Source organism: Oricola sp. (assembly GCF_022763245.1).
Lineage (GTDB): Bacteria > Pseudomonadota > Alphaproteobacteria > Rhizobiales > Rhizobiaceae > Oricola.
In genome coordinates, this window is the sequence record NZ_JALEGV010000040.1 from 486530 (window position 1) to 511924 (window position 25395).

Below are 25395 nucleotides of genomic sequence, written 5' to 3' on the forward strand. Positions count from 1 at the left end.
GATCTCGCGCCCGCAACCTCTCGACGTGTGATAAAGGCCCAGCATTGCCTGTCAACGCCTCTGCCGACCGTTGTATGTCTTTACGTCACCATCGCCGCCGAAGATCAGGCGCTGCGGATTGCGCTCGATATCGGTGATGGCCCGCTCGATTCGCGTGACGGAGCGACGCGTCTCGTTGACCAGCGACTGGACATCGCGCAGGCCCTGATCGGAAAACCGCTCGACCCCGGCGGAGATGGTGTCGATCCGGGTGTTCAGGGTCTCGGCGGCCTCGCGGAACGATTTCAGGGTCGCGCGCAACTCGACCATCATCGATTCGCCCTCGTCGGAGCCGAGCAGGCTGTCCGTCTTGGCGAGAATGCCGTCGATGCGCACGGATGCCGCGTTGAGGCGTTCGGCGAGCTGCTGCGTGTTGGAGATGATCTGCTGGATGTCTTCCTGGCGTTCGCCCAGTCCCTTGGTCGCCTTTTCGACCTCCGCAAGGGATGCCCGCGCCGCCTCGCCCGCGCTCGCGACGTTCTCGACGGCGGCGGCGATCTTGTCGGGCTGCACGGCGCCGAGCACCGCATCGACCTTGTCGATCGTCGTCGTCAGCCGGGACCCGACGCCCTGGAGATCTTCGGCAACCGACGAAATGTTGTTGGCGACGCCCTCGAACTTGTCGGAGACACCGCTCAGATTGTTGGTGAAGCCATCGACATTGTCGATGATCGAGGAGAGCTTCTCCGGCTCGACCGCCACGAGCAGGCTCTCCACCCGCTTCAGCGAACCGTCGAGCTTGGCGGAAACGTCGGCCAGAGCTTCGCCGACATCCCCGGCCCCCTTGAGGAAGGTGTTGATCTCGTCGGAGTTGTCGGCGAGCGCCTTGCTGAAGGACGCGGCGCCGGACAGGGTCTCCTGCAACGGGTCGCGAATTTCCGTCACGACCGTCTCGAGGTTGTCGAGGATGCGGTCGGTCCGGTCGAAGATGTCCTGCGCGGTCGCGAGCAGATTGGCGACGGCCGACGGATCGGCCTTGATCGTCGCGATGTCGCCGCGCTGCTCGGCGAGGTCGAAGATGCTGGTTTCGTCGGAATCACCGCCTTCGAACTCGATATGGGCGATCCCCGTCAGTCCCGTGGATCCGAGGACGGCCTTCGTCGCCTTGGAAATCGGCAGGCCCCGCTTCACGGTGGTGCGTGCGATGACGAGGCGCGGATTGTCCTTGTCGAAGCTGAGGCCCGTGACCTTGCCGACATCGATGCCGTTGAACTTGACGAGGCTGCCAACGCCCAGGCCGGTCACCGACCCCTCGATCACGACGTCCAGCCGGACGTTCTCGCCGGTCGTGTCGACACGGGCGACCCAGTAGACGATCGCGAACCCCGCAAGGAAGATCAGCAAGGTGAACGCGCCGACAGTGACGTAGTTGGCCTTGGTTTCCATGATTCACACACCCGCCCCGGCAGCGGCATCTTCTTCAGTCGTAACAATCCGTCGCGCGCGTTTGCCACGGAAATAGGACCTGACCCAAGGATCTTCGCTTTGCAGCATATCCTCAATCGTTCCAACGACAAGAACCCGCTTCTCACCGAGCACCGCGATGCGGTCCGCGACGGTGAACAGGCTGTCGAGATCGTGAGTCACCATGTAAACGGTCAGGCCGAGCGTGTCGCGCAGTTTTGCGATCAATTCGTCGAATTCCGCGGCCCCGATCGGATCCAGGCCCGATGTGGGCTCGTCGAGGAACACGATGTCGGGGTCGAGCGCCAGGGCGCGCGCAAGCGCTGCCCGCTTGATCATGCCGCCCGACAGTTCCGACGGATATTTGTCGGCAGCGCTGCGTTGCAGGCCGACGAGTTCGATCTTCAGAAGCGCCAGTTCGTCCATCAGCTTGCGCGGGAGGGAAAGATATTCACGCATCGGAACCTGGATGTTCTCCATCACCGTCAGGGCGGAGAACAGTGCGCCGTGCTGGAACAGCACGCCCATGCGCATGTCGACCTGGATGCGTTCCTCGTCCTCGATCCTGTCGAGGTCGCGCCCGAACACGACGATGCTGCCGGCCTGCTTCTTGTTGAGGCCGAGTATCGTGCGCAGCAGGACGGACTTGCCCGTGCCCGACGCCCCGACGAAGCCGAGGATCTCGCCACGACGGACGTCGAGATCGAGGTCATGCAGGACCACGTGCTGACCGAATTCCACGTGGACATCGCGGACGCTTATGACGGGCGGGTGCGTGTTCATCAGAAATCGATCGCTGCGTAGAACATGGCAAAGACGCCGTCGACGACGATCACCACGAAGATCGACTTGACCACGGAGGCCGTGACTCGTTCGCCCAGCGATTCCGCGCTTCCGCCGACCTTCATGCCCTCGACCGACGCGATGATGCCTATGATAAACGCCATGAAGGGCGCCTTGATGAAACCGGCGAACACGGAGGTCAGGTCGATCGCGTCGCGGACGCGCGTGATGAAAGCGTCGGGCGATATGCCGGAATAGACCTTGGCGATGAACATGGCGCCGAGAAGCGCGGTGATGTCGGCGATGACGGTCAGAAGCGGCAGCGCGATGCCGAGCGCGACCAGACGGGGGAACACCAGGACGCCGATCGGATTGAGGCCGATCACCGTGAGCGCGTCGATCTCCTCGCGCATCTTCATGGAACCGATCTCGGCGGTGATCGCACTGCCCGAGCGGCCGGCGATCATGATGGCCGTCAGCAGCACGCCGATTTCACGCAGCACCAGGATGCCGACCAGATCGACGACGAAGATCTCGGCGCCGAAGTAGCGCAATTGGAACGCACCCTGCTGGGCGATAATCGCGCCGATGATCGTCGACATCAGCGCGATGATCGGGATGGCGCGCACGCCGGTGCGGTCCAACTGGCTGACGACCGGCGCGAGGCTGAGACCGTTGCCGTGGCCGAGCTTCATCTGCGATCCGCGCACGGCGGCGCCGATCATGTGCAGCGCCAGCATCGAATCGTCGCGAAAGGCATAGACCGCCTTGCCGACGCCGATCACGAACCGGGTGAAAAGCGAATCGGCGGGCCCTTCCGCGTCCTCACCGGACTGGCCTTCCATGCCTTCCATCGCCTCGCGCACCGCGTCGAGCAGCACCGTGTGCGATTCGCGGGCGCCTTCGACGGTCGCCGCGCCGCCGCCGGACTCGACCGCGGTCGTCATGCGATGGACGAGCCAGGCGCCGGCCGTGTCGAGATAGGTGATGTCGGAAAGGTCGAGCGTGACGTGCTTGCCGGAGGTTTCCCTCTCGTGGCGGCGCATCTCGGCATCGACCGCGGAAACGGTATGGCTCGCCCACGGACCGGACAGGACCAGCCGTGCGGCCCCGTTTTCCGCGACCGCCTCGACCCGTGCAGCCTGCGGCGCTGCGCCCTCGGCGTCGATTCCCATATGCATTGCATTCGCCATGCGGCTATTACTACCGCCGCACAAGGGCTGAGTCTGCGGCGCATGCGCCACATCGGCCAATTTATCGCAATGAAGCGGGAGACCAGAAACGCAATGGACTTCTCCGGTTGCACGGTCGAGGCATGGGTCGAGCGCTATCCGATCAACGGCCAGTTCCGCATTTCGCGCGCGTCGAAGACGGAAGCCGAAGTGGTGGTCTGCCGAATCTCCAAGGACGGACGAGGCGGATTGTCCGAATGCGTGCCTTACGCCCGATATGGCGAAACGACCGCCTCGGTGATCGAGGCCATCGAGAACACGGCGCGCGACCTCGGCCATGACCTGACGCAGGACAGGCTTTCCAGCACGCTGGCGCCCGGCGCGGCCCGCAATGCGCTCGATTGCGCGCTGTGGGACCTGCAGGCCAAGCTCTCCGGGCGCCACGCCCATGCCCTGGCCTGCCGCCAGCCGCCGCGACCGGTGGAGACCGCCTTCACCATCTCGCTCGACAGTCCGGATGTGATGGCCGATGCCGCGCGCAGCGCCTCGCGACGACCGCTCCTGAAGATCAAGCTGGGCGGTCAGGACGACGTCGCCATCATGCATGCCGTAGCAGCCGCCGCGCCGCGCAGCCGCATCATCGCCGACGCCAACGAGGCGTGGACGCCCGACAGCCTGCCTGAACTGATGCGCGAGGCGGCGCGGGTGCGCATCGCCCTGATCGAACAGCCCCTGCCCGCCGGCCAGGACGCGATGCTTGCCGGAATTCCGCATCCGGTGCCGATCTGCGCCGATGAAAGCGCGCACACGGCCGACGACCTGGAAGCGCTCCGGGACCGCTACGACGTCATCAACATCAAGCTCGACAAGACGGGCGGCCTGACCGCCGCGCTGCAGATGCGCGATCGCGCCCGCGAATTGGGATTCGGCGTGATGATCGGCTGCATGGTGGGCACCTCTCTGGCCATGGCGCCGGCCGTCCTGCTGGCCCAGGACGCCGATTATGTCGATCTGGACGGCCCGTTGCTGCTGGCGCGCGATCGCACGCCCGCCCTCCAATATGCCGGCAATCTGGTCTCGCCGCCGCGTTCCGAACTCTGGGGTTGAGCACAAAAACACCGCGCGCTTGATCTTTCGGACCGGGACGCGCGCGCCTATAAGGGGGCAGAAAAAAACGTCAGGGGAGCAGCATGGATCTTGGTTTGAAGGGCCGAAAGGCGATCGTGTGCGCATCCAGCCGCGGGTTGGGGCGGGGGTGCGCGGTGGCGTTGGCCGACGAAGGTGTCGAACTCGTCATCAACGGCCGCAACCCGGAAACGACCAATGCGACCGCCGATGAGCTGCGCTCCCGTGGCGTCAAGGTGACGGTCGTCCTCGGCGACGTGTCCGATCCCGCCATTCAGGCCGAACTGCTCGCCGCCTGCCCCAATCCCGACATCCTGGTCAACAACAATGCCGGCCCGGCGCTGCGCGACTTCCGCGAACTCGACCGCGAGGCGATCCTCGCCGGCGTGACGCAGAACATGGTGACGCCGATCGAGATGATCCAGAAGGTGATCGACGGCATGACCGACCGCGGCTTCGGCCGGATCGTCAACATCACCTCGATGTCCGTCTACCAGCCCATCCTCGGGCTCGACCTCTCGTCGGGCGCGCGTGCCGGCCTGACGTCCTTCCTCGCCGGCATCGCCCGGTCGGTGATCGACAGGAACGTGACGATCAACAACATCCTGCCCGGCAAGTTCGACACCGACCGCATCCGCGCGACCTTCAAGTTCGGGGCCGAGAAGGCCGGAACCAGCATCGACGCGGAACGCGACCGGCAGTCGAAGCTCATCCCGGCCCAGAGGCTCGGCGATCCCGACGAATTCGGCCGCACCTGCGCGTTCCTGTGTTCGACCCATGCCGGCTATCTCACCGGCCAGAACATCAAGCTCGACGGCGGATTGTTCCCGAGCGCCTTCTAGGGCGCCGGGATCGCGACAGACCGAGGGGTAAGCGGCATGCAACAGGACGCCACACCGGACCAGGCGAGAGCGCCGTCGGCCAGCCTCGACGAGGCCGCTCTCTTCTTCCATCAATATCCGCGCGCCGGCAAACTGGAGATCCAGGCGACCAAGCCGCTCGGCAACCAGCGCGACCTGGCACTGGCCTATTCGCCGGGCGTCGCGGCGCCCTGCCTGGCGATCGCCCACGATCCCGGCAAGGCGAGCGACTACACCGCGCGCGGCAACCTGGTCGCCGTCGTCTCCAACGGATCGGCGGTTCTCGGGCTCGGCAATATCGGGCCGCTGGCCTCCAAGCCGGTGATGGAAGGCAAGGCCGTCCTGTTCAAGAAATTCGCGGCGATCGACGTCTTCGACATCGAGATCGACGCGCCGGACATCGAGCGCATGGTGTCCGTGGTCTCCGCGCTGGAACCGACCTTCGGCGGCATCAACCTGGAAGACATCAAGGCGCCGGAGTGCTTCGAAGTGGAAGCCCGCCTGCGCGAGCAGATGAACATTCCCGTCTTCCATGACGACCAGCACGGCACCGCGATCATCGTCGCCGCCGCGGTCCTCAACGGGCTCGAACTGGCCGGCAAGTCGATCGAGACGGCGAAGATCGTCACCTCCGGCGCGGGCGCGGCCGCGCTTGCCTGCCTGAACCAGCTGGTGTCTCTCGGCGCGAAGCGCGAAAACATCTGGGTCTGCGACATCGAAGGCCTCGTCTATGAAGGCCGCGAAGCCCTCATGGACCGCTACAAGTCGATCTACGCCCAGAAGACCGACAAGCGGAAACTGACGGATGTCATTCCCGGCGCGGACGTGTTTCTCGGCCTGTCGGCCGCGGGTGTCCTGAAACCCGAATGCCTGAAGGAAATGGCCGAAAGGCCGCTGATCATGGCGCTCGCCAACCCGGTGCCCGAGATCATGCCGGACGTCGCGCGCGAAGCCCGGCCGGACGCCATGATCTGCACGGGACGGTCCGATTTCCCCAATCAGGTCAACAACGTACTGTGTTTTCCTTACATCTTCCGCGGCGCGCTGGACGCCGGCGCGACGACGATCAACGAGGACATGAAGGCCGCCGCGGTCAAGGCGATCGCGAGCCTCGCCCGTGAAGAACCGTCGGACGTCGCGGCACGCGCCTATTCCGGCGACACGCCCGTCTTCGGGCCCGACTACCTCATTCCGTCGCCCTTCGACCCCCGGCTGATCCTGCGCATCGCGCCGGCCGTCGCCAAGGCCGCCGCCGACAGCGGGGTCGCGCTGCGTCCGATCGAGGACATGACGGCCTATCTCGACGGGCTCAACCGCTTCGTTTTCCGCTCGGGCCTGGTGATGAAACCGGTCTTCGCGGCCGCCCAGTCGGCGAGCACCAATCGCGTGGTCTATGCCGACGGCGAGGACGAACGCGTGCTGCGCGCGGCGCAGGTGGTTCTGGAAGACCGCATCGCCCGTCCGATCCTGATCGGCCGGCCGGATGTCGTCGAAACCCGCCTCAAGCGCTTCGGCCTGAAGATCCGGCCGGGCGAGCATTTCGAACTGGTCAATCCGGAGAACGACCCCCGCTATCGCGACTATGTGGACGACCTGGTCCGGATCGGCGGACGCCGGGGCGTCACGCCCGACGCGGCGCGGACGCTCGTGCGCACCAATTCGACCGTAATTGCGGCGCTGGCGCTCCTGCGCGGCGAGGCAGACGCGATGATCTGCGGCCTTGAGGGGCGCTACGAGCGGCACCTGAACCACGTGCGGCTGATCGTCGGCCTCGAGCCGAGGGCGCAGGACCTGTCGGCCCTGTCGATGCTGATTTCGCAGCGCGGCGTCAGCTTCTACACGGACACCTATGTCACGGTCGATCCGTGCGCCGAGGAGATCGCGGAAATGGCAGTTCTTGCCGCACGCGAAATCGCGCGTTTCGGCATCGAACCCAAGGCCGCACTCCTGTCGCACTCCAATTTCGGCTCGCGCGATTCCGAATCCGCGTTGAAGATGCGCGCCGCGACGAGCATCCTGCACCGCATCGCGCCGGGCCTCTGCGCCGATGGCGAGATGCATGCGGATTCCGCCCTCGACCAGGCGCTGCGCGACCGGGTCTATCCGAATTCGATCCTGAACGGCGAAGCGAACCTGCTCGTCTTCCCGAACCTGGATTCGGCGAACATCACGCTGAACGCGGTGAAGACCATGACCGACGCCCTGCATGTGGGCCCGATCCTGCTCGGAACCGCCAAGCCGGCCCATATCCTGACGCCTTCGGTGACGTCGCGCGGCGTGGTGAACATGACCGCGCTTGCCGTGGTCGAAGCGGCCCAGAAGGACGTGTCCGCGGTCGCGGCCGAATAGGCCGTCGCCATTCAAGCCGCGTTAAGGCTACAGGCAACAAAAAGCGGTGCGAGAGGCGGGTATTTCACCGCCCTTGCCACATTTGCCTTGTAGACAGTCGGGTGAAGGGACTCCTCTGCGGAGTGAAATGCACGTGCCGGGACACACCCGCTTCAACCACGCTCGCGTCGCAGGCTTGCGCATGGCGGCGATCGCCGTGGCGACGATTGCCTTCGCCCTCCCCGCCCTTTCGACCGCTTCGGCCGATGTCTGCTCCGATTTGCGCCGGCAATTGCGCGAGGCGTCGCAAATCGGCTCCGGCGCGCGTTCGCAGGTGCGGCGCTATGCCGAGGCGGCCATCCACCAGCGCGAAGAGATCGAGAAGACGATTTCCATCCGGCGCAGCCAGAATTGCGATGCCCGGCCGTCGGCGGCCTGCCTGTCACTCGATCGCACGATCCGGCAGATGCGCATCAATCTGGATGCGCTGCAGCGCCAGCGCGACCGCCTGTCGGGCGGCCAGAACGCGGCCCTGATCCGCGCCATCGAGAACCGCCTGGACATGAACCGCTGCGACGACCGGCAACGCGTCGCCAGGCAGGAGCCGCAGTCGCGGACGGTCACCGTCATTCCGCCGAAGCCCGATCCGAACCCGCGCAAGAGCCGCATCATCGTGCGCGAGGGGGTCGGCCGGCAGCGGGTCTACGAGCCCGGCACGCAGGGCGGTTCGTCGATCCTCGTTCCTGACGATCAGCCGGAGGCGACGCGCTCCGACAGCCGCGCCATCACGGTGCCCCACCTGTCAGGGTCGTTCCGGACGCTGTGCGTGCGAACGTGTGACGGCTACTATTTCCCGATCTCGTTTTCGACCGCCTTCGACTATTTCGAACGCGATGCGCAGGCGTGCGCGGCGATGTGCCCGGCGACCGAGGCCAAACTCTATTTCCATCGCGTGCCCGACCAGGAAAGCGAGGAGATGATCTCGCTGCAGGGCCAGCCCTACACCGCGTTGCCGACCGCGTTTCTCTACAGAAAGACCCGCACCGAAGCGGCCGATCCGTCCTGCACCTGCCGCGTCGCGCAGGCGTCGGCGAACGCGCAGCAATCGACGCCCTCAGCGGCCGCCACCGAGATCATGAACGATGCGAATCTCGGGACGGAACCGGAGCCGGCCGAAACCGCACAACCGGCGGAGCCTTCCGACGAGGACGAGGACGAGGGCGTGGACGCGGCGTCGCGGTCCGTCAGGGTCGTCGGGCCAGAATTCCTTCCCGCCCCAGAAGCGGCAATAGATCTGCTATCTCCGGACCGGACGAGCGACCGGTAAGCGCGATGCGCAGCGGCATGAACAGCGCCCTGCCCTTGCGACCCGTCGCCGATTTCACCGCCGACGTCCACTCGCTCCAGCTCGCCGAACTCACGTCGCCATCGGGCAGGAGATCGAAGGCGGCGCGCGCATAGTCGAGATCCTCGCCCTCCAGCACGGCGTCGGTCGCCGGCCCCCGGGTGACGATGCTCCACCAGTCCGCCGCCTGCGCGACCCGGTCGAGATTGCCGCGCACGGCGAGCCAGAAGGCTTCGGCGCGGGCATCGTCCGCATCGACGCCCGCCGCGCGGAGCCTGTCGGCCACCGCCTCATAGGACAGGTCATGCACGATCTGGCGGTTGAGGACGTCGAGTTCCGAAGGATCGAATTTCGCCGCCGATTTCGATGTCGCCGCGGGGTCGAAGCTCTGCGCCATGACCTCCAGCGAGGGCATCGCCGAAACGGCGACCGAGGTGCCGATCAGGACGGCGAGCGACGCGACCGCCATCGGCTCGAAACCGTCATCGTTCAGCGCCTTGATCGACAGGGCGCCGGAGCGTTTCGACAGCCCCTCTCCCGTCGTCGTCGTCAGGAGATTGTGGTGACCGAATTCCGGCGCGACCGCGCCCAGCGCCCGGAACAGCGCGATCTGCGCGCCGGTGTTGGTGACGTGATCGTCGCCGCGGATCACGTGGGTGACGCCCATGTCGATGTCATCGACGACGGACGGCAGCGTGTAGAGATAGGTGCCGTCCTCGCGGATGAGCACCGGGTCCGACATGGAGGCGAGATCGACGGTCTGCGGCCCGCGCACGACATCGTCCCACTGCACCCCGGTGCGCTGCGTCTCGAACGGGGTGTCCGCGAAGTTCGGCAGCAGGAAGCGCCAATGCGGGCGGCGTCCCTCGGCTTCGAGCGCGGCACGGTCCTCGTCGGTGAGTTTCAGCGCCTCGCGGCCGTAGACGGGCGGCAGCTTGCGCGACAGCCGGATCTTGCGCCGCCGGTCCAGTTCCTCCGCCGTTTCGTAGCAGGGATAGAGCAGGCCCGCCTGTTTGAGTTTCTCGGCGGCCGCGTCATGCGCCGCGGCGCGTTTCGACTGGTACTCGATGCGATGCGGATGCACGCCGAGCCATGTCAGGTCCGCCGCGATCTGGTCGGCATATTCCTGCCGGGAACGCGCCGTGTCCGTGTCATCGAACCGCAGGACGAACCGGCCCTCATGCTTCAGCGCGTAGAGCCAGTTGAACAGCGCGGTGCGCACATTGCCGATATGGATATTGCCGGTGGGCGACGGCGCGAAACGGACGGTGACGGACATGCGGTCTGCTTTCGGATCGTGGGAATGCGCCTGCGGTTAGCCTTGCCCGGCACTCATTGCAAGGCTTGTCCCTCGGTCGCGGCGTTGCGGGCGGCGAGACGCAGGGAAACGAAGAACAGGACGACGCTGGCCATGATGCAATAGAGGCCCATCGCGAAGACCTGCGCCGGGTAGGAAACCTGCATGTCGATCAGCGCGCCGGTGAGGCCCGGGCCCATGGCGGTGGAAAACACCATCGCGGCCACCGTCAGCGAGCGGATCGAGCCGAGATGCGCGGTTCCGTAGACCTCCGGCCACAAGGCGCCGAACAGGGTGCTAGAGAAGCCGTAGGAGATGCCGAGCAAGCCCATGAAGATGAAGGGCGCCCAGGTTGCCGGCGAGATCGCCAGCACGATGCAGGCGCCGGCCAGCGGCAGCAGGAAGCTCGGCAGGAGCCGCACGGCCGAAAGCCGGTCGACGAGCGATCCGCAGATCAGGGCGAAGACGATCGTCATGCCCGACATCAGCGCGAAGGACGCGGCGAAATCGTCCAGCGACCAGCCGCGCAACTCGACGAGATAGATCTGGTGGAAGAAGATCGTCGTGCCGATGAAGGGCGGCGCCATGACGCCGACGAGCATCAGCCAGAACGCGGGATCGCGCAGCACCTCGCCGCGTGTCCAGTCTCGCGCGGCGGCGGCCTTCGGTTCCGGATCGGAGGCCTGCGGCACCCGTTCGCGCCGATAGAGCGCCGCAATCGCCGGCAGCGCGACGACGATCAGCAGGCAAGCGCCGGCGACCCAGCTCATCCGCCAGCCGATGGCGCCCGCGACAAGGACGAAGAGCAGCGGGAACGTCGCTTCGCCGGTGTTCTGGCCGAGCGCGACCAGCGAGATCGCGCGCCCGCGATTGGCCGCGAACCAGCGCGCGGTGGCGGTCATCGCGTTCTGCGTCATCATCCCCTGCCCGAACAGCCGCAGGATATAGATGACCCCGACGAGCGTGACGATGTGATGGGAAAACGCCATGGCGACGGACCCGGCGGCCAGCAGCGGGATGATGATGAGCGTCACATGGAACGGGCTGAACCGGTCGACCAGCCTGCCGACCCATGTCAGCGAAAGCGCGCTCGCCAGCGTCGCTGCCATGTAGATCAGGCCGAATTGGCCGTGCGACAGGTCGTATTCGGCCCGGATGTTACCCGCCGACAGAGAAATGAAATAGGTCTGGCCGAAGGCGGAAAAGAGCGTCAGCAGGAACCCGCCGACGAGCCAGCGCGCATTGGAAAAGAGGAACGAAAAGAAAGACATGGCTTGTCCTGCTGAAATAAGGCGCGAATGACGCTGTCCGGCGAACGCGGTTTGCGCATATATGCGGCCACAGATATGTGTGACGGGAGAGGAACCGGAACCGCGCCATGAGGCTTGAGCACAAACATACCGCCGAAGCAATCCGCCGTCGCCTGCTGGACGGCAACAAGCCGAATTACCTGCGCGACTGGGTCTATGGCGGCATCGACGGGGCGGTGACGACATTCGCCATCGTCGCCGGTGTGGTCGGCGCCTCGCTCTCCGCCAAGGTGGTGATCATTCTCGGCCTGGCCAACCTGGTCGCCGACGGCATTTCGATGGCGGCGAGCAACTATTCCGGCACGAAGACGGAAGTCGACGACCTGGAGCGGCTGCGTGCCATGGAATATCGCCACATCGCCGTCGATCCGGATGGCGAGCGCGAGGAGATCCGCCAGATCATGGCGATCAAGGGGCTGGAAGGCGAAACGCTGGAACATGCCGTCGAGGCGATCACCTCGGACCGCGAGCGCTGGGTCGCGACGATGTTGTTCGAGGAACACGGCCAGAGCGGCACGGTGCGCGATCCGATGCGCTCCGCCATCGCGACCTTCATCGCCTTCGTCATCTGCGGCGCTGTGCCCCTCCTGCCCTACGTGCTGCTGCCGACGGACATGGCCATGCCGGTCGCGCTGGTGATGACCTCGAGCGTGTTCTTCGCCATCGGTTCGGTGAAGAGCCGCTGGTCGCTCAATCGCTGGTGGCTCTCCGGTCTGGAGACGCTGGGGATCGGCCTCGCCGCCGCCTTCGCGGCCTTCGCCATCGGCTATCTGCTGCGCGGCTGGGCGGGATAGCGGCGCGCGTCAGCCGGCAGCGGCGATTTCCGTTCGAAGTGCGGCGCGTCGGCGCGTGATCCGGATGACGGCGAGCATCGCGACGGCCGCAAGAATGCAATAGAGGCCCATCGCGGCGATGATCGCCGGATACGACACGCCCCGGTCGATCAGCCAACCGCTCAGGCCCGGGCCGAGCGCGGTGGAAAACACCATCAGCGCGGTGACGACGGATTTGATCGCACCGAGATTCCTCGTCCCGTAGAGTTCCGGCCAGATCGCGCCGAAGGCGGTGGCGTAGATGCCGAATGCGGCGCCCATGCCGGCCATGTAGACGAGAATGGACCATGCCGGCGCGACGAGTCCGATCGTCAGATTGGCGATCGCGGTGCAGACGAGCATGACCGGCAGCAGGACCGCGGAGCCGAAACGGTCGATGACCAGCCCCGCAACCACCGTCGCGGCGATCGCAAAGACCGAGATCACCGGCGTCGAACCGGCGAACTGGCCGAGCGCCCAGCCGCGCAGCTCCGTCAGATAGACCTGGTGGAAGAACACCGTGGTTCCGATCACCGGCGGCGCCATCAGCCCTGCCAGAAGCAGCCAGAACAGCGGATCGCGCAGCACCTCGCCCCGGCTCCACTGCCGCCCTTCGGCGCCGCTCTTCTTCTCGGCGGCGTTCGGCTCGCGCGGCACGCGCATCAGAAGCCAGACCGCCGGAAGGACGAAGATCAGGACGAAGCCGGCGTTGATGAGCCAACCGCCGCGCCATCCGACAAGCGCCGCGAGAGCGACAAAGCTGATCGGCATGACGCTTTCGCCGAGCTGGTGGCCCATGGCCGCGGACGATACGGCCTTGCCGCGATTGGCCGTGAACCACCGCCCCATCGCCGTCATCGACGCATGGCTCATCAGCCCTTGTCCGAAGAAGCGCAGGCAGGCGAGCGCGATGAAGAGGACGACCGGGTCGCGCGCCTGCGACAGCGTCACCATCGCTGCCGACAACCCGGCGATGACCAGCACGGCGTAACGCTCGATGCGCATCGTGTCGGCGAACCGGCCGGCAAAGGGAATGGCCGCCGCGCTCGCCAGCGTCGCCCACATGTAGAGCCAGCCGAAGTCACCATGGCTCAGGCCCAGTTCTTCGCGAATGCCGCCACTCGACAGCGCGATGAAGAAGGTCTGGCCGTAGCTGGAAAACAGCGTCAGCAGGAACCCGCCGGCCAGCCAGCGGGCGTTTTCGCGCAGGAAAGAAGGAAAAGCGACCAATACGGATTACTCAGTGCGAAACAATATCTCGCCACGTGGTCTCGATCGACGACCCTGCCGACCAGACTGCGGCATCTGCAATTCTATTCAATCTCTATGTGGCCCTTGTCGAAATTTGCCAAGCCGAGCTTCAACTCCTCGATGACGATCGGATCAGTTTCGCGTTCAATTTGCGCATGGACAAACTCGCGGTCACGGAATGCGCCCCTGACGAGCTTCCTGCAGAAATAGATGGCCGCTGAACGTCGCACGGCGACTGACTTGTCGACGATCAGCTTGGTCGCGACTTTCAGACCCAGGGGTTCAGGAGCTTGCTGCGCCCAAATCGCCGCCTTGTTGCGCATTCTGCGATCTTTGTTGTCCGACAGGGACACAAGATACTCCTGTGCCTGCGGATATCGCTTTGCAAGAAACTCGATCGCCGCTTCCGCAAGTGCTGACCCGCCTTCAAAAAGCTCCACCAACTCTTCGAAAAGCAGAGGAATAATGCGACCCTGAGCTTCGATTGCCCAGTAGGCGTCGATGATGTCGCGTTCCTCGGCGTTTGGAGACCGCTTCTGGTAGCGTTCAAACACCCTGAGGGAATTGTCGCGGTCTATGTAGAACACCGCTCACGTCCGGTCCCGGAAGCGGTTGGTGATCGGGTAGCGCCGGTCGCGGCCGAAGTTCTTGCGGGTGATCTTCACGCCCGGCGCCGACTGGCGGCGCTTGTATTCGGCGATGTAGAGCAGATGCTCGATCCGGTGGACGAGGTCGCGGTCATGGCCGCGCGCGACGATGTCGTCGACCGCCATCTCGTGTTCGACGAGGCATTCGAGAATGTCGTCGAGCACCGGATAAGGCGGCAGCGAATCCTGGTCGGTCTGGTCGGGGCGCAGTTCCGCGGACGGTTCCTTGTCGATGATGTTCTGCGGAATGACCATGCCGGTCGGGCCGAGCGCGCCGGGCGGCGTGTGGGTGTTGCGCCAGCGCGCCAGCCCGTAGACCTGCATCTTGTAGAGGTCCTTGATCGGGTTGAAGCCGCCATTCATGTCGCCGTAGAGCGTCGCATAGCCGACGCTCATCTCGGACTTGTTGCCGGTCGTCACGACCATCGAGCCGAATTTGTTGGAGATCGCCATGAGGATCGTGCCGCGCGTGCGGCTTTGCAGGTTCTCCTCGGTGACGCCTTCGCCCGTGCCCTCGAACATGTTGGCGAGCGACGCCATGAAGCCCTCGACCGGCGCCTTGATCGGCACGACATCGTAGCGGCAGCCGAGCATCTTCGCGCAGATCTCGGCGTCGGCGAGCGATTCCGACGACGTGTATTTGTAGGGCAGCATGATCGCGTGCAGCCGCTCCTCGCCGAGCGCATCGACGGCAAGCGCCGCACAGATGGCGGAATCGATGCCGCCCGAAAGGCCCAGCACGACGCTTTTGAAGCCGTTCTTGTTGACGTAGTCGCGCAGCCCCAGCATGCAGGCCCGGTAGTCGGCCTCCTCGCCTTCGGGAATGCGCGACATCGGCCCTTCGTCGCAGTACCAGCTCTCCTCGCCGCGCCGCCAGGTCGTCACCGTCACCTGGTCCTCGAACTGGCTCATCTGGAAGGCGAGCTTTCGATCGGCGTTGAACGCGAAGCTCGCGCCGTCGAAGACCAGTTCGTCCTGACCGCCGAGCTGGTTGGCATAGAGGATCGGCAGGTCGCTCTGGATGACCTGCCTGATGACGATCTGGTGGCGGATGTCGATCTTGCCGCGGTAATAGGGCGAGCCGTTCGGCACCAGCAGGATTTCCGCGCCCGATTCCGCCAGCGTCTCGCAAACATCGAGATCGCCCCAGATGTCCTCGCAGACCGGAATGCCCAGCCGGACGCCGCGAAAATCGACAGGTCCCGGCATCGGGCCCGCATGAAAGACACGTTTCTCGTCGAACTCGCCGTAATTCGGGAGATCGACCTTGTGGCGCTCCGCGACCACCGCGCCGCCATCCAGGACCATCACCGAATTGTGGCGCAGTTCGCCGCGCGCCAGTGGGACGCCGATGACGACCCCCGGCCCGCCATCCGCCGTGTCGGCCGCGAATTCCCTCACCGCCGCCTCGCAGGCCGCCAGGAAGGCCGGTTTCATGACGAGGTCCTCCGGCGGATAGCCGGAGATGAACAATTCGGTGAAGAGGATCAGATCGGCGCCGTGACGGGCCGCGTCCGCGCGCGCCTCGCGCGCCTTGGCGAGATTGCCGGCGATGTCGCCGACGGTGGGGTTCATTTGCGCGACGGCAATGCGCAAAACGTCAGGGGCGGTGCTCATGGGCGAGCATTAGCGCGGCTCTCCCACAGGCGCAATTGCGCAGGCCGCGGTTGACTTGCAGGCCGGTGTCGTCCGATATGGCCGCGCTTTCACCAGTCAGCCTTCTTCATAGCCCTCGGCGCTCGAAAACACCGTTCCGGATTCGTCCGCGAGCGCATGGCTTTCTGCATCTCACGTCAAGACGTCTGACCGCGCCGCTCTGCGGAGCCGCGTCACCGAAAGCACCATCATGTACGAACAACTGACTGAATTTCACAAACGTCCCGCGCCGTTCTCGCGCTACACGGCGGACACGCTCTGGACCGATGCGCATATCGCGCAACGGATGCTGGACTATCACCTCGACCCGGCCCACGACATCGCCTCGCGCAAGCCGGGCTCGATCCAGCGCATCGCCGGCTGGATCGATCGGAGGATCGGCCTGAAAGGCAAGTCCGTTTGCGATCTGGGATGCGGCCCGGGGCTCTATGCCCGGGACTTCGCCCGTCGCGGCGCGACGGTCACCGGCTGCGACTTCTCCGAAACCTCGCTGGCTCATGCGAGAGCGTGCGCCGGCGCCGACGGCCTCGATATCGCGTTTGTCCGGCTGGACTACCTAGCCGATCCCCTTCCCGGACATCAGGACCTGATCGTCCTGATCTATGGAGACATCTGCGCATTGTCGCCTGCGCAACGCCGGACACTGCTGGCAAAGGTCCACGCCGCGCTGAAGCCCGGCGGCCGGTTCGTTCTGGACGCCTTTGCGAAGGCGCAGTTCGCGGGATTGGAAGAAAAGACCGGTTTCGGCTTCCGGCTGATGGACGGCTTTTGGTCGGCCGAAAACTATTTCGGCTTCTCGAAGACGTTTCTCTACGCGGAAGAATCGCTTGCGCTCGACCGATACCTGATCGTCGAGCCGGATCGCTCATTCGAGGTCTTCAACTGGCTGCGATATTTCGAGCCTGAAGAGCTGGCGGCGGAATTGAGGGGCAGCGGTTTTGAGGTCGGGGATCCTGTCGATGCGGTCACCGGCGACCGCTGGAAGGATGCCGAAGCGATGTTCTCGATCATCGCGTCGCGGCCGGACTAGCCGCGGGAACGGCGCAGCCGGCTTGGCGGGGAATCGCTTCCCCGGAGCCGGCTGCATGCCAGGCTTTCGATCAGCGACGACCGCCCTTGCGTGCGATCAGGCCCTCGCGCTGTGCCAGCTTGCGCGCCTGCTTGCGGCTGCGGCGAACGGCTTCGCCCTTTTCGCGGGCGCGCTTTTCGGAGGGCTTCTCATAGGAACGGCGCGCCTTCATCTCGCGGAAAAGGCCTTCGCGCTGCATCTTCTTCTTCAGGACCCGCAGGGCCTGGTCAACGTTGTTGTCTCTGACGAGAACTTGCAATGGCTTCCTCATTCGGTTCGTGTTGGACACCGCACGACGTGCGGCGCCGGAGAATCGCTGCCGGGCACCACGAGGCGGCGCCGATGGCAACGTCGAAATCGCCTGATTGGACGATACGCGCATGGCGTTCTGCCGCACACGAAATGCAAAACGGCGAGAGCCGGATCGCGGAACAGACAGACGGAAAGGGAAAGCCCCCGGCGTCTTGCGCAGCAGACCGGTTCAACGCTGCGGTCGAACCGGACAGGGCGTATATAACGACGGAAAATGAAAAATGCCACACCCGATCGAGAACGGATGAGGATGGAGGGACCGTGACGAGAATCTCACGCTGGGCGGCGCGCGTCATCGCCATCGCCGCGATCCTCTTCCTGTCGATGTTCGCGCTTGACGCGTTCCGGCCGGGGACGCTGTGGACGGAAGCAGCGATCGAATTTGCCGTTCACCTCCTGCCGAGCCTCGCGCTGCTGGTCGCCCTCGTCATCGCCTGGCGCATCGAGTGGCTCGGCGGCATCCTGTTCCTATTCGCCGGCCTCTCGCCCTTCCTGCTCCTGTCGAATCCGGCTGCGGTCAATCTGATGCTGGGCGGGCCGTTGCTGGTGGCCGGCCTGCTTTTCCTGGCAAGCAACCGCCTGCGCGCCCGCAGGGAGGATCGGCGATGAGCGACGAACCGAAGACCGTGTCCGTTCGGATCACGGGCCGCGTGCAGGGCGTATGGTTCCGCGCCTGGACATCAAGGGAAGCCACGGAACTGGGTCTCAAGGGATGGGTGCGCAACGAGGCCGACGGATCGGTGTCGGCGCTCCTGTCCGGGGCGCCGGAAGCCGTCGACGCCATGATCCGGCTCCTCTGGCAGGGGCCGCCGAAGGCCGATGTCACCGATGTGAAGGTCGAGGACGCCGGACCGACGGAGGCCCTGAGCGGGTTCCAGGTCCTGCGCTGATCGCGCCTACATCAGGCCGAGCTGGTCTTCGCCACGATCGAGAATCACAGGGATGATCAGGTCCTCCTCGTCTTCCAGGTGGCGCAGCAGCATGGCGACGAGGTCCTCGGTGTCCTTTGCGTAGGAATCGGCCGCGAAGCGTGCGGCGTCCCGTCCCTCGCCGAGTTTGCCGAGAAAGGCGTTGGCGCCATGCGCATTGCGCTCCAGCGCGTCGTGGATCACGTGATGATCGCTGTCCAGCAGAGCGAAGCCGCGCTTCAGCCCGGTCTCGGCGCGGGTGAAGACCGGGAAGTAATGCAGGTCCTCGATCTGGTGGTGGCCGTGCATCTGCTGGAGGAAGAATTGCAGGCGCGGCACGAAGAAGGAGGCGAAGGGCTGCGCTTCAAGCCGCCCTTCGCGATAGTCCGAGACGCTTGAGCCGAGCATCCCGCCCAATTCGCGGAACATGTCGTGGCGCTGCAGCCAGAACTGCGCCATGTCGCCGAGATTGGCGTGGGCCTGCCACTGCGTGCGGGGATAGCGCTCCAGCAGATAGCGGAGATCGGCGGGAAGCTCCCGGCGTGTGCCGAGAGCGAGTTCGGGGGGAAGGTCTGTCATGCCAGCCTATCTGCAAACCGTTCGCCGACGGTCAAGCCCTTCAGTGGAAGAACCATGAGTCCCAGGCGAAGAAACCGTATTGGCGGGAATGATGCGCCCTTTCCGGCTGCGCCCCCTCGCCTGCCGCGCCATAGGCGAAGAAGAGCGGCAGCAGGTGTTCGTCGGTCGGATGATTCTCGGCGATGAACGGCGCGCGCGCGCGCCAGTCGAGGATCGCCTCGCGGTCTCCCTTCGCGAACTGCTCGGCAAACCACTCCGTGAACGCCTCGATCTGGCCCGGCAGTGCGGGATCGGGCTCCTGTCCACGGCGGATCGACGCGAAGATCGCGCGGAGATTGTGCGTGATGTGGCCCGAGCCGAACAGAAGCACGCCCTCCTCGCGCAACGGCGCCAGGGCCTTGCCGAGCGCGTAGTGGTAGGACGCGTCGCGGTTGGGATCGATCGACAGCTGCACGACGGGAATGTCGGCGTCCGGCCATGCGAGGATGAGCGGGTTCCAGGCGCCGTGATCATAGCCGCGCTGCGGCGCGATGCGGGGCGCCAGCCCGGCGTCGGCGAGCATCTGCGCGACACGGCCGGCGAGTTCCGGATCGCCCGGCGCGGGATAGACCTTCTCATAGAGTTCCGGCGAGAAGCCGCCGAAATCGTAGATCATGCCGGGATGCGGATCGGTGACGACCACCGGGCCGTCGGTCTCGAAATGCGCAGAGACCATGACGATTGCCTTCGGTCGCGGCAGAAGCGATCCGAGCGAGGCGAGGAAATCATGCGCTTCGGAAGGCTCGATCACGACGTTGGGTCCGCCATGGGATACGAAGATGCTGGGAATGGCAGTCATTGTTGTTCTCCTTGCCGACGCACATAATCCGCCTCGCCCCACCGATCCAGTGGACAGAAAAAGACATTACGTTCAACAATGAGAAACAATCAACGCACGGCGTGCTGCGGCAGCCCGTCCGAGATCTCGTAGTAGTCGCCCTTGTCGGCGACATGGATGTGTTCGGTCGCGGTGAGGCCGCTCGGCTGGTCGAAGGATCCGGCCATGATCGAGATCCGGTCGCTGTCATTCGCCTTCCAGAAGAGAAGCGATCCGCAGGTGCGACAGAAGCCGCGCTTTGCCGTGTTCGAAGCGGCATACCAGGTCAGGTTGTCCATGCCCGACGGGGCAAACTGCTCGTCTCCGCAGGCAGTCGCCGCCACGACGTGGCCGCTTTGTTTGCGGCACTGCTCGCAATGGCAATAGATCACGCCGCGGACGGGCCCGGTGACTGTGAAACTCACGGCGCCGCAGTGGCATCCGCCCGATCGTTGATCCATTCCGGTGTCCCCCGTCAAACAAAAACGGGGACGATCATGGACCGTCCCCGCCATTCCCAGAGCGCTTTCCGCGACACGAAGCGTCGCGAGATCAGCCGTTGACCGCCAGCTTCTTCTCGCCGTTGCCGTTCCTGTCGGTCTTCAGGTTCTCGGCGATGAGGAACGCCAGTTCCAGAGCCTGGTCGGCATTGAGGCGCGGGTCGCAATGGGTGTGATAGCGATCCTGCAGCTCGTCGGCCGAGACGGCCCGCGCACCGCCGGTGCATTCGGTCACGTTCTTGCCGGTCATCTCGACATGGATGCCGCCCGGATAGGTGCCCTCGGAGCGGTGGATCTCGAAGAACTGCTCGACCTCCGACAGGATGCGATCGAACGGGCGCGTCTTGTAGCCGTTGGCGGTGATCGTGTTGCCATGCATGGGATCGCAGGACCAGACCACCTTCTTGCCTTCGCGCTCGACGGCGCGGATGAGGCGCGGAAGATGCTCGGCGACCTTCTCGTGACCGAAGCGCGCGATCAGCGTGATGCGACCCGCCTCGTTGGCCGGGTTGAGGATGTCGATCAGGTTGATGAGATCATCAGCCTGCAGGGACGGTCCGCATTTGAGGCCGATAGGGTTCTTGATGCCGCGGCAGTATTCGATGTGCGCGTGATCGGCCTGGCGGGTGCGGTCGCCGATCCAGATCATGTGACCCGACGTGGCGTACCAGTCGCCCGACGTGGAATCGACACGCGTCAGCGCCTCTTCGTAGCCGAGCAGCAGCGCCTCGTGGCTGGTGTAGAAATCCGTCTCGCGCAGCTTGGCGTAGTTCTCGGCCGTGATCCCGATGGAACGCATGAATTCCATGGATTCGGAAATACGGTCGGCCATCGCCTCGTAACGCTCGCGCTGCGGGCTGTCGCCGACGAAGCCGAGCATCCAGCGATGCACGTTCTCCAGATTGGCGAAACCGCCCTGTGCGAAGGCGCGCAGCAGGTTCAGCGTCGCGGCCGACTGACGGTACGCCATTTCCTGGCGGTTCGGGTCGGGAATGCGCGAGGTCTCGTTGAACTCGATGCCGTTGATGATGTCACCGCGATAGGACGGCAGCGTGACGCCGTCCTGGGTCTCGTTGTCCGACGAGCGCGGCTTGGCGAACTGGCCCGCGATGCGGCCGACCTTCACGACGGGCTTGGAGCCGCCATAGGTCAGCACGACCGCCATCTGCAGGAAGGCGCGGAAGAAATCGCGGATCGTGTCGGCGCCGTGTTCGGCGAAGCTCTCGGCGCAATCACCGCCCTGGAGCAGAAAACTCTTGCCCTCGCTGACGTCCGCCAGCTGCTTCTTGAGCGCCCGCGCCTCGCCTGCAAAAACGAGCGGCGGATAGGTGCGCAGACGGGCCTCGACCTCTTCCAGGACCTGCTGGTCCGGATAGGTCGGGACCTGCAGGATGGGTTTTGCTCTCCAACTCTCAGGGGTCCACGTCTGTGCCATTGTCGTTACTCGCGTTTGCTTTGCAGGTTCAAAAGACGGAGCGGCATATTGTCCTCTCAAGCCGACCGTCGCGCCCCTATACGGGAAACCCACTTGTGTTTCCAGCCCGCACGACGCCGGCCGGGGCCGGAGAAACTAGGGAAGTTCCCGAAAGGCAACACCATGTGCCTCGAGCGCCTCGTCGAACATGGTCGCTTCGTCCTCGCGCAGCGTGACGGCGCGCATGTAGCGGGGCGCGTGCCGGTCGCGAATGACCGGCGTGTCGTCGAAGGCATGCGTGTCGGCGATGAAGCTCCGGACGGCCTCGCGCCCATACTCGTAGAGATAGCCTTGCAGCACGGCGTCGAGATAGCTCTGCAGGATCGCATGGCCCGTGTCCGGCGCGACTTCCTGCTTGCCCTCGTAGATGTAGACCGGCAGGTCGAGCGCGAGGTCGGTTGCGACCGAGAGCGCGGCCGGATCGACAACACGGCGGTGATAATTGAACTCGCGTTCGTCCAGCGCCGGCAGGTTTTCGATCCGGTCGAAGACGAGCAGGCCCGGCAACAGATGCCCGGCTTCGCGCTCCGCCTTGACGCTCAGAAGCGAGATCGGATTGTCGACACGCTGCGGCCGTCCCTGCCAATGCCGGCGCCATCCGCGCACATGCGCACGCACGGCGCCGTAGGTCTGGGTGCGATGGGTGTCACGATTGACGAGCGATCCGTAGCCGAAATAGGCAAAGACCTCGCCTCGGGCCGCAGCGCGGAACATCTCTTCAAGTTGATCGGGGCTCATGGCAGTGTGTCGAAACCTTCCAGCCTCACAGATAGGGCCTCCACCGAGCCCCGTTCAAGGACCCGTCAGTCGATCCGCGCGCCGTCTTTGACCCGGTAGGTCGGCGCATACATGGTGACGAGCTCTTCCGCCGCCGTCGGATGCACCGCCATCGTGGCGTCGAAATCATCCTTGGTGCAGCGCGCCTTCAGGGAAATGCCGAGCAACTGCGCCATCTCGCCGGCTCCGGGGCCGATGATGTGGGCGCCTACGACGACCCTGCTTTCGGCATCGACGATCAGCTTCATCAGCATCTTCTCGTCACGACCCGGCAGGATGTTGTGCATCGGCCGAAAACTCGCGCGGTAGACCTCCAGCTCGGCATATTTGTGCGCCGCCTGCGCTTCGGTCAGCCCCACCGTGCCGATCTCCGGCTGCGAGAAGACCGCCGTCGCGATCGTGTCGTAGTCCGGTTCGGTCGGATTATCCTTGAATGCGGTTTCCAGGAAGCACATGGCCTCGTGAATGGCGACCGGCGTCAATTGCATGCGGTTGGTGACGTCACCGACGGCCCAGATGTTGCCGGCGCTGCTGCGCGACCAAGCGTCGACCGTGATCGCGCCACGCGAATCCGTCTCCACGCCGGCGTGATCCAGGCCCAGCCCTTCGGTGTTGGGCACGCGACCGAGCGCCAGCAGGATCTGATCGGCGGCGAGCGCCTCGCCGCCCGACAGATGCGCGTTCAGCCCGCCGTCGGGCCGCTTTTCGACCTTGTCGAGCACCTGGTGGCAGATCACCTTGATGCCCTTGGCGATCATCGTTTCCTGCAGGTGGTCACGCAGGTCCTCGTCGAAGCCGCCGAGAATCTTCTGGCCGCGATAGACCAGTGTCGTATCGGCGCCGAGGCCGTGGAAGATGTTGGCGAATTCGACGGCGATGTAGCCGCCGCCCTCGACCACCACCGCCTTGGGGAATTCCTTCAGATGGAAGGCCCCGTTGGAGGTGATGCAATGTTCGTGACCCGGCAGCGAAGCGTGCAGGTTCGGCCGGCCGCCGACGGCGATCAGGATCTGGTCGGCTGTGACCGTCTCGCCGGTCGCCTCCAGCAGGATCTCGTGTCTGGACACCAGCCGGGCGCGGGTCTCGTGGATCGTCACGCCGTTGTTTTCCAGCCCCTTGCGGTAGAGACCTTCGAGGCGGGCGATCTCCTTGTCCTTGGCGTCGATCAGGGTCGGCCAGTCAAAGGCGGTTTCGCCGACCGTCCAGCCATAGCCGGGCGCGTCCTCGAAATGCTCGGAATATTGCGACGCGTAGACGAAGAGCTTTTTCGGGACGCAACCGCGGATCACGCAGGTGCCGCCCATGCGGTATTCCTCGGCGAGTCCGACCCGCTTGCCCATGGCCCCGGCCAGACGCGCGGCGCGCACGCCGCCGGACCCGCCGCCGATGACAAAGAGATCGTAGTCGAATTGCGTCATAGGTTCACTCCGCTGGCTTTCGCGCGCCTCTGTTTCGGCCCGCTTAGGACATGCCGCTGAAAGACGAAAGGCCCGGCGCGGGCGCCAGGCCTTCAAATCATCGTGCGATGATCGATCAGTTCTGCGTTTCTTGGGCCTTGTTCTCGTCGCCAGACGGCGCCGGAGCGTCGGTGTTCGCCCGCAGACCGGCAGACTGCAGTTCCTTGCTCACATTCGACAGAAGATCGCGTTCGATGCCGTTCTTCCAGACGGCCGCACTCTTGGCGATCTCGCGCGCGGCGATCGGGCCGTTCGTCAGGAGCTTCTGGCCGGCCTCGGAATTGTAGAAACTGGCGATCGACGTGAGTTCTTCCTCGGTGAACGCCGCTGCATAGATCGACGCGGCCTCCTTCTCGAGGTCCGCCCGGTTTGCCACCAGAGCGAAGGTCTGCTCGTCGACGATCTTGGTGATCTCGGCTTCCAGATCCAGATTGCTGGCGATGAGCCGCGTCTTCAGCGCCTCGGCGGCGTTGAGGAGCACCAGATCATACGGATCAGTCGCCTGGGTGGCGCTCAGCGCGTCACGCGCGGCGGCGAGGTGCGATTCGGTGAAGTCCTGCGCCATCGCCGGCACAGCCGAAACGAGCAGCAGTCCGGCAACCGCGTTGCGAAGAATTTTGGCTGGTTGAAATGTCATCTTTCCTGTCAACTCCGAGTTCCCAAACCTGTTCAAAGTCCCGACCGCAGCCTGCGTCTTCCCGACATCAGGCTTTCGGCGCCTCGAGCACACGGACGGACTCGCTTCCCGCGACGATTGCGAGCGAGGTCATGCCGATGAACATGCCATGCTCGACGACGCCGGGTATCGCATGCAACGCGTCCGACAAAGCCTTTGGGTCCGAAATATGGCCGAAAGATGCGTCGAGAATGATGTGTCCCCCGTCCGTTTCGAAAGGCTGACCGTCGCGCACCCGCAAACGCGCCTCCCCCGACAGGCCGAGCGCCGCATAGGCGTCCTCGATGTTGCGGCGCGTGGCTTCAAGGCCGAAGGGATTGACCTCGATTGGCAGGGGAAAGGTGCCGAGGGCCGGCACGAGCTTGCTCTCGTCGGCGATCACGATGAACTTCGCCGCGGCATGCGCGACGATCTTCTCGCGCAGCAGCGCGCCGCCGCCGCCCTTGGTGAGATTGAGGTTCGGATCGATCTCGTCCGCGCCGTCGATGCACAGGTCGAGGCGCGGCGCCTCGTCGAGCGCTGTCAGAGGCACGCCCAGTTCCAGGCACAGCCGCGCGGTCTGCTCGGATGTCGGCACGCCGACCACCCGCAGCCCCTCACCCACGCGCTCTGCGAGCAGCTGGATGAATGCGTTGGCGGTGCTGCCGGTGCCGATGCCGAGCTTCATGCCGTCTTCGACATGGGACAGCGCGGCGCGGGCTGCGGCGATTTTCAGTTCGTCCTGGGACATATGCGATGGTTTCCGATTTTTCGGGGAC

General features: G+C 64.9%; 25 protein-coding genes. 8 read left to right on the top strand and 17 right to left on the bottom strand.

The annotated features are described in order from the left end of the window. Nucleotides 1-51: 51 nt before the first annotated feature. From MRY80_RS19770 to MRY80_RS19780, 3 genes are read right to left on the bottom strand one after another with little or no spacing between them, the layout of a single operon-like run. On the bottom strand, nucleotides 52-1425 hold the full coding sequence (locus MRY80_RS19770; protein ID WP_293292810.1) for an MlaD family protein: 1374 nt from the start codon (nucleotides 1423-1425) through the stop codon (nucleotides 52-54). A gap of 3 nt (nucleotides 1426-1428) precedes the next feature. Beyond that, nucleotides 1429-2226 (bottom strand): ABC transporter ATP-binding protein, encoded by a 798-nt coding sequence (locus MRY80_RS19775; protein ID WP_293292811.1) that lies wholly within the window; start codon nucleotides 2224-2226, stop codon nucleotides 1429-1431. Next, nucleotides 2226-3401 (bottom strand): ABC transporter permease, encoded by a 1176-nt coding sequence (locus tag MRY80_RS19780; protein WP_293293057.1) that lies wholly within the window; start codon nucleotides 3399-3401, stop codon nucleotides 2226-2228. Before MRY80_RS19780 ends, MRY80_RS19775 begins: the two co-directional genes overlap by 1 nt. 111 nt (nucleotides 3402-3512) lie before the next feature. Between MRY80_RS19780 and dgcA the strand changes: the two genes are divergently transcribed. The 4 genes from dgcA (at nucleotide 3513) to MRY80_RS19800 (ending at nucleotide 9038) form a co-directional block, all read left to right on the top strand. Beyond that, complete coding sequence (gene dgcA, locus MRY80_RS19785; protein WP_293292812.1) at nucleotides 3513-4505, top strand: N-acetyl-D-Glu racemase DgcA; 993 nt, start codon at nucleotides 3513-3515, stop codon at nucleotides 4503-4505. Nucleotides 4506-4588: 83 nt separating this feature from the next. Beyond that, nucleotides 4589-5365: an SDR family oxidoreductase gene (locus MRY80_RS19790; protein ID WP_293292813.1), complete on the top strand. Its 777-nt coding sequence runs from the start codon at nucleotides 4589-4591 to the stop codon at nucleotides 5363-5365. A gap of 36 nt (nucleotides 5366-5401) precedes the next feature. Continuing rightward, nucleotides 5402-7732, top strand: coding sequence for an NADP-dependent malic enzyme (locus MRY80_RS19795; RefSeq protein WP_293292814.1), 2331 nt, complete (start codon nucleotides 5402-5404; stop codon nucleotides 7730-7732). A 133-nt stretch (nucleotides 7733-7865) separates the two neighbouring features. Next, on the top strand, nucleotides 7866-9038 hold the full coding sequence (locus tag MRY80_RS19800; protein WP_293292816.1) for a DUF2865 domain-containing protein: 1173 nt from the start codon (nucleotides 7866-7868) through the stop codon (nucleotides 9036-9038). Here the strand turns inward: MRY80_RS19800 and gltX are convergent. Further along, nucleotides 8956-10335: a glutamate--tRNA ligase gene (gene gltX / locus MRY80_RS19805; protein WP_293292817.1), complete on the bottom strand. Its 1380-nt coding sequence runs from the start codon at nucleotides 10333-10335 to the stop codon at nucleotides 8956-8958. The two genes, MRY80_RS19800 and gltX, sit on opposite strands and share 83 nt — an antisense overlap. Nucleotides 10336-10388: 53 nt before the next feature. Then, entirely contained in the window at nucleotides 10389-11624 is a 1236-nt protein-coding gene (locus tag MRY80_RS19810) for an MFS transporter (protein WP_293292819.1), read from the bottom strand. 107 nt (nucleotides 11625-11731) lie between these two features. On the opposite strand from MRY80_RS19810, the gene MRY80_RS19815 reads away from it, so the two are divergent. Then, nucleotides 11732-12457: a VIT1/CCC1 transporter family protein gene (locus tag MRY80_RS19815; RefSeq protein WP_293292820.1), complete on the top strand. Its 726-nt coding sequence runs from the start codon at nucleotides 11732-11734 to the stop codon at nucleotides 12455-12457. A gap of 9 nt (nucleotides 12458-12466) precedes the next feature. Here the strand turns inward: MRY80_RS19815 and MRY80_RS19820 are convergent, their stop codons facing one another. The 3 genes from MRY80_RS19820 to MRY80_RS19830 all read right to left on the bottom strand — a co-directional run bounded on the left by MRY80_RS19820 (nucleotide 12467) and on the right by MRY80_RS19830 (nucleotide 15990). Continuing rightward, nucleotides 12467-13705 (bottom strand): MFS transporter, encoded by a 1239-nt coding sequence (locus MRY80_RS19820; protein WP_293292821.1) that lies wholly within the window; start codon nucleotides 13703-13705, stop codon nucleotides 12467-12469. An 83-nt stretch (nucleotides 13706-13788) separates the two neighbouring features. After that, on the bottom strand, nucleotides 13789-14313 hold the full coding sequence (locus MRY80_RS19825; RefSeq protein ID WP_293292823.1) for a hypothetical protein: 525 nt from the start codon (nucleotides 14311-14313) through the stop codon (nucleotides 13789-13791). 3 nt (nucleotides 14314-14316) lie between these two features. Then, nucleotides 14317-15990 (bottom strand): NAD+ synthase, encoded by a 1674-nt coding sequence (locus tag MRY80_RS19830; protein WP_293292824.1) that lies wholly within the window; start codon nucleotides 15988-15990, stop codon nucleotides 14317-14319. 229 nt (nucleotides 15991-16219) lie between these two features. Between MRY80_RS19830 and MRY80_RS19835 the strand changes: the two genes are divergently transcribed. Next, a complete protein-coding gene (locus tag MRY80_RS19835; RefSeq protein ID WP_293292826.1) occupies nucleotides 16220-17059 on the top strand; it encodes a class I SAM-dependent methyltransferase in 840 nt (279 codons plus the stop codon). Nucleotides 17060-17129: 70 nt separating this feature from the next. On the opposite strand, the gene rpsU is transcribed toward MRY80_RS19835, so the two are convergent. Next, nucleotides 17130-17357, bottom strand: coding sequence for a 30S ribosomal protein S21 (gene rpsU, locus MRY80_RS19840; protein ID WP_293293059.1), 228 nt, complete (start codon nucleotides 17355-17357; stop codon nucleotides 17130-17132). Between the two features lie 314 nt (nucleotides 17358-17671). Between rpsU and MRY80_RS19845 the strand changes: the two genes are divergently transcribed. Further along, entirely contained in the window at nucleotides 17672-18019 is a 348-nt protein-coding gene (locus MRY80_RS19845; RefSeq protein WP_293292827.1) for a hypothetical protein, read from the top strand. Next, nucleotides 18016-18300, top strand: a complete 285-nt coding sequence (locus tag MRY80_RS19850; RefSeq protein WP_293292828.1) for an acylphosphatase — start codon at nucleotides 18016-18018, stop codon at nucleotides 18298-18300. Before MRY80_RS19845 ends, MRY80_RS19850 begins: the two co-directional genes overlap by 4 nt. A 6-nt stretch (nucleotides 18301-18306) precedes the next feature. On the opposite strand, the gene MRY80_RS19855 is transcribed toward MRY80_RS19850, so the two are convergent. From MRY80_RS19855 to rpiA, 8 genes are all read right to left on the bottom strand, one after another. Then, the gene (locus MRY80_RS19855) at nucleotides 18307-18897 is read right to left on the bottom strand and encodes a hemerythrin domain-containing protein (RefSeq protein WP_293292829.1); all 591 of its coding nucleotides are present in this window, start codon (nucleotides 18895-18897) and stop codon (nucleotides 18307-18309) included. A 40-nt stretch (nucleotides 18898-18937) separates the two neighbouring features. Then, the gene (locus MRY80_RS19860) at nucleotides 18938-19735 is read right to left on the bottom strand and encodes a class III extradiol ring-cleavage dioxygenase (RefSeq protein WP_293292830.1); all 798 of its coding nucleotides are present in this window, start codon (nucleotides 19733-19735) and stop codon (nucleotides 18938-18940) included. Between the two features lie 89 nt (nucleotides 19736-19824). Then, nucleotides 19825-20214, bottom strand: coding sequence for a GFA family protein (locus tag MRY80_RS19865; RefSeq protein WP_293292831.1), 390 nt, complete (start codon nucleotides 20212-20214; stop codon nucleotides 19825-19827). A 91-nt stretch (nucleotides 20215-20305) separates the two neighbouring features. Continuing rightward, the gene (locus MRY80_RS19870; RefSeq protein WP_293292832.1) at nucleotides 20306-21688 is read right to left on the bottom strand and encodes a 3-deoxy-7-phosphoheptulonate synthase class II; all 1383 of its coding nucleotides are present in this window, start codon (nucleotides 21686-21688) and stop codon (nucleotides 20306-20308) included. A 135-nt stretch (nucleotides 21689-21823) separates the two neighbouring features. After that, the gene (locus MRY80_RS19875; protein WP_293292833.1) at nucleotides 21824-22465 is read right to left on the bottom strand and encodes a gamma-glutamylcyclotransferase family protein; all 642 of its coding nucleotides are present in this window, start codon (nucleotides 22463-22465) and stop codon (nucleotides 21824-21826) included. A 65-nt stretch (nucleotides 22466-22530) separates the two neighbouring features. Then, nucleotides 22531-23922, bottom strand: a complete 1392-nt coding sequence (gor, locus tag MRY80_RS19880; protein WP_293292835.1) for a glutathione-disulfide reductase — start codon at nucleotides 23920-23922, stop codon at nucleotides 22531-22533. 115 nt (nucleotides 23923-24037) lie between these two features. After that, entirely contained in the window at nucleotides 24038-24598 is a 561-nt protein-coding gene (locus MRY80_RS19885) for a DUF2059 domain-containing protein (protein WP_293292836.1), read from the bottom strand. Between the two features lie 67 nt (nucleotides 24599-24665). Then, complete coding sequence (rpiA, locus tag MRY80_RS19890; RefSeq protein WP_293292838.1) at nucleotides 24666-25367, bottom strand: ribose-5-phosphate isomerase RpiA; 702 nt, start codon at nucleotides 25365-25367, stop codon at nucleotides 24666-24668. Between the last annotated feature and the right edge of the window lie 28 nt (nucleotides 25368-25395).

What these genes read in the sequence shown, in the direction of transcription:
- MRY80_RS19770 (WP_293292810.1), bottom strand. Translation starts at nt 1,425, where the DNA reads ATGGAAACCAAGGCCAACTACGTCACTGTCGGCGCGTTCACCTTGCTG.
- MRY80_RS19775 (WP_293292811.1), bottom strand. Translation starts at nt 2,226, where the DNA reads ATGAACACGCACCCGCCCGTCATAAGCGTCCGCGATGTCCACGTGGAA.
- MRY80_RS19780 (WP_293293057.1), bottom strand. Translation starts at nt 3,401, where the DNA reads ATGGGAATCGACGCCGAGGGCGCAGCGCCGCAGGCTGCACGGGTCGAG.
- dgcA (WP_293292812.1), top strand. Translation starts at nt 3,513, where the DNA reads ATGGACTTCTCCGGTTGCACGGTCGAGGCATGGGTCGAGCGCTATCCG.
- MRY80_RS19790 (WP_293292813.1), top strand. Translation starts at nt 4,589, where the DNA reads ATGGATCTTGGTTTGAAGGGCCGAAAGGCGATCGTGTGCGCATCCAGC.
- MRY80_RS19795 (WP_293292814.1), top strand. Translation starts at nt 5,402, where the DNA reads ATGCAACAGGACGCCACACCGGACCAGGCGAGAGCGCCGTCGGCCAGC.
- gltX (WP_293292817.1), bottom strand. Translation starts at nt 10,335, where the DNA reads ATGTCCGTCACCGTCCGTTTCGCGCCGTCGCCCACCGGCAATATCCAT.
- MRY80_RS19810 (WP_293292819.1), bottom strand. Translation starts at nt 11,624, where the DNA reads ATGTCTTTCTTTTCGTTCCTCTTTTCCAATGCGCGCTGGCTCGTCGGC.
- MRY80_RS19815 (WP_293292820.1), top strand. Translation starts at nt 11,732, where the DNA reads ATGAGGCTTGAGCACAAACATACCGCCGAAGCAATCCGCCGTCGCCTG.
- MRY80_RS19830 (WP_293292824.1), bottom strand. Translation starts at nt 15,990, where the DNA reads ATGAGCACCGCCCCTGACGTTTTGCGCATTGCCGTCGCGCAAATGAAC.
- MRY80_RS19835 (WP_293292826.1), top strand. Translation starts at nt 16,220, where the DNA reads ATGTACGAACAACTGACTGAATTTCACAAACGTCCCGCGCCGTTCTCG.
- MRY80_RS19850 (WP_293292828.1), top strand. Translation starts at nt 18,016, where the DNA reads ATGAGCGACGAACCGAAGACCGTGTCCGTTCGGATCACGGGCCGCGTG.
- MRY80_RS19855 (WP_293292829.1), bottom strand. Translation starts at nt 18,897, where the DNA reads ATGACAGACCTTCCCCCCGAACTCGCTCTCGGCACACGCCGGGAGCTT.
- MRY80_RS19860 (WP_293292830.1), bottom strand. Translation starts at nt 19,735, where the DNA reads ATGACTGCCATTCCCAGCATCTTCGTATCCCATGGCGGACCCAACGTC.
- MRY80_RS19865 (WP_293292831.1), bottom strand. Translation starts at nt 20,214, where the DNA reads ATGGATCAACGATCGGGCGGATGCCACTGCGGCGCCGTGAGTTTCACA.
- MRY80_RS19870 (WP_293292832.1), bottom strand. Translation starts at nt 21,688, where the DNA reads ATGGCACAGACGTGGACCCCTGAGAGTTGGAGAGCAAAACCCATCCTG.
- MRY80_RS19875 (WP_293292833.1), bottom strand. Translation starts at nt 22,465, where the DNA reads ATGAGCCCCGATCAACTTGAAGAGATGTTCCGCGCTGCGGCCCGAGGC.
- gor (WP_293292835.1), bottom strand. Translation starts at nt 23,922, where the DNA reads ATGACGCAATTCGACTACGATCTCTTTGTCATCGGCGGCGGGTCCGGC.
- MRY80_RS19885 (WP_293292836.1), bottom strand. Translation starts at nt 24,598, where the DNA reads ATGACATTTCAACCAGCCAAAATTCTTCGCAACGCGGTTGCCGGACTG.
- rpiA (WP_293292838.1), bottom strand. Translation starts at nt 25,367, where the DNA reads ATGTCCCAGGACGAACTGAAAATCGCCGCAGCCCGCGCCGCGCTGTCC.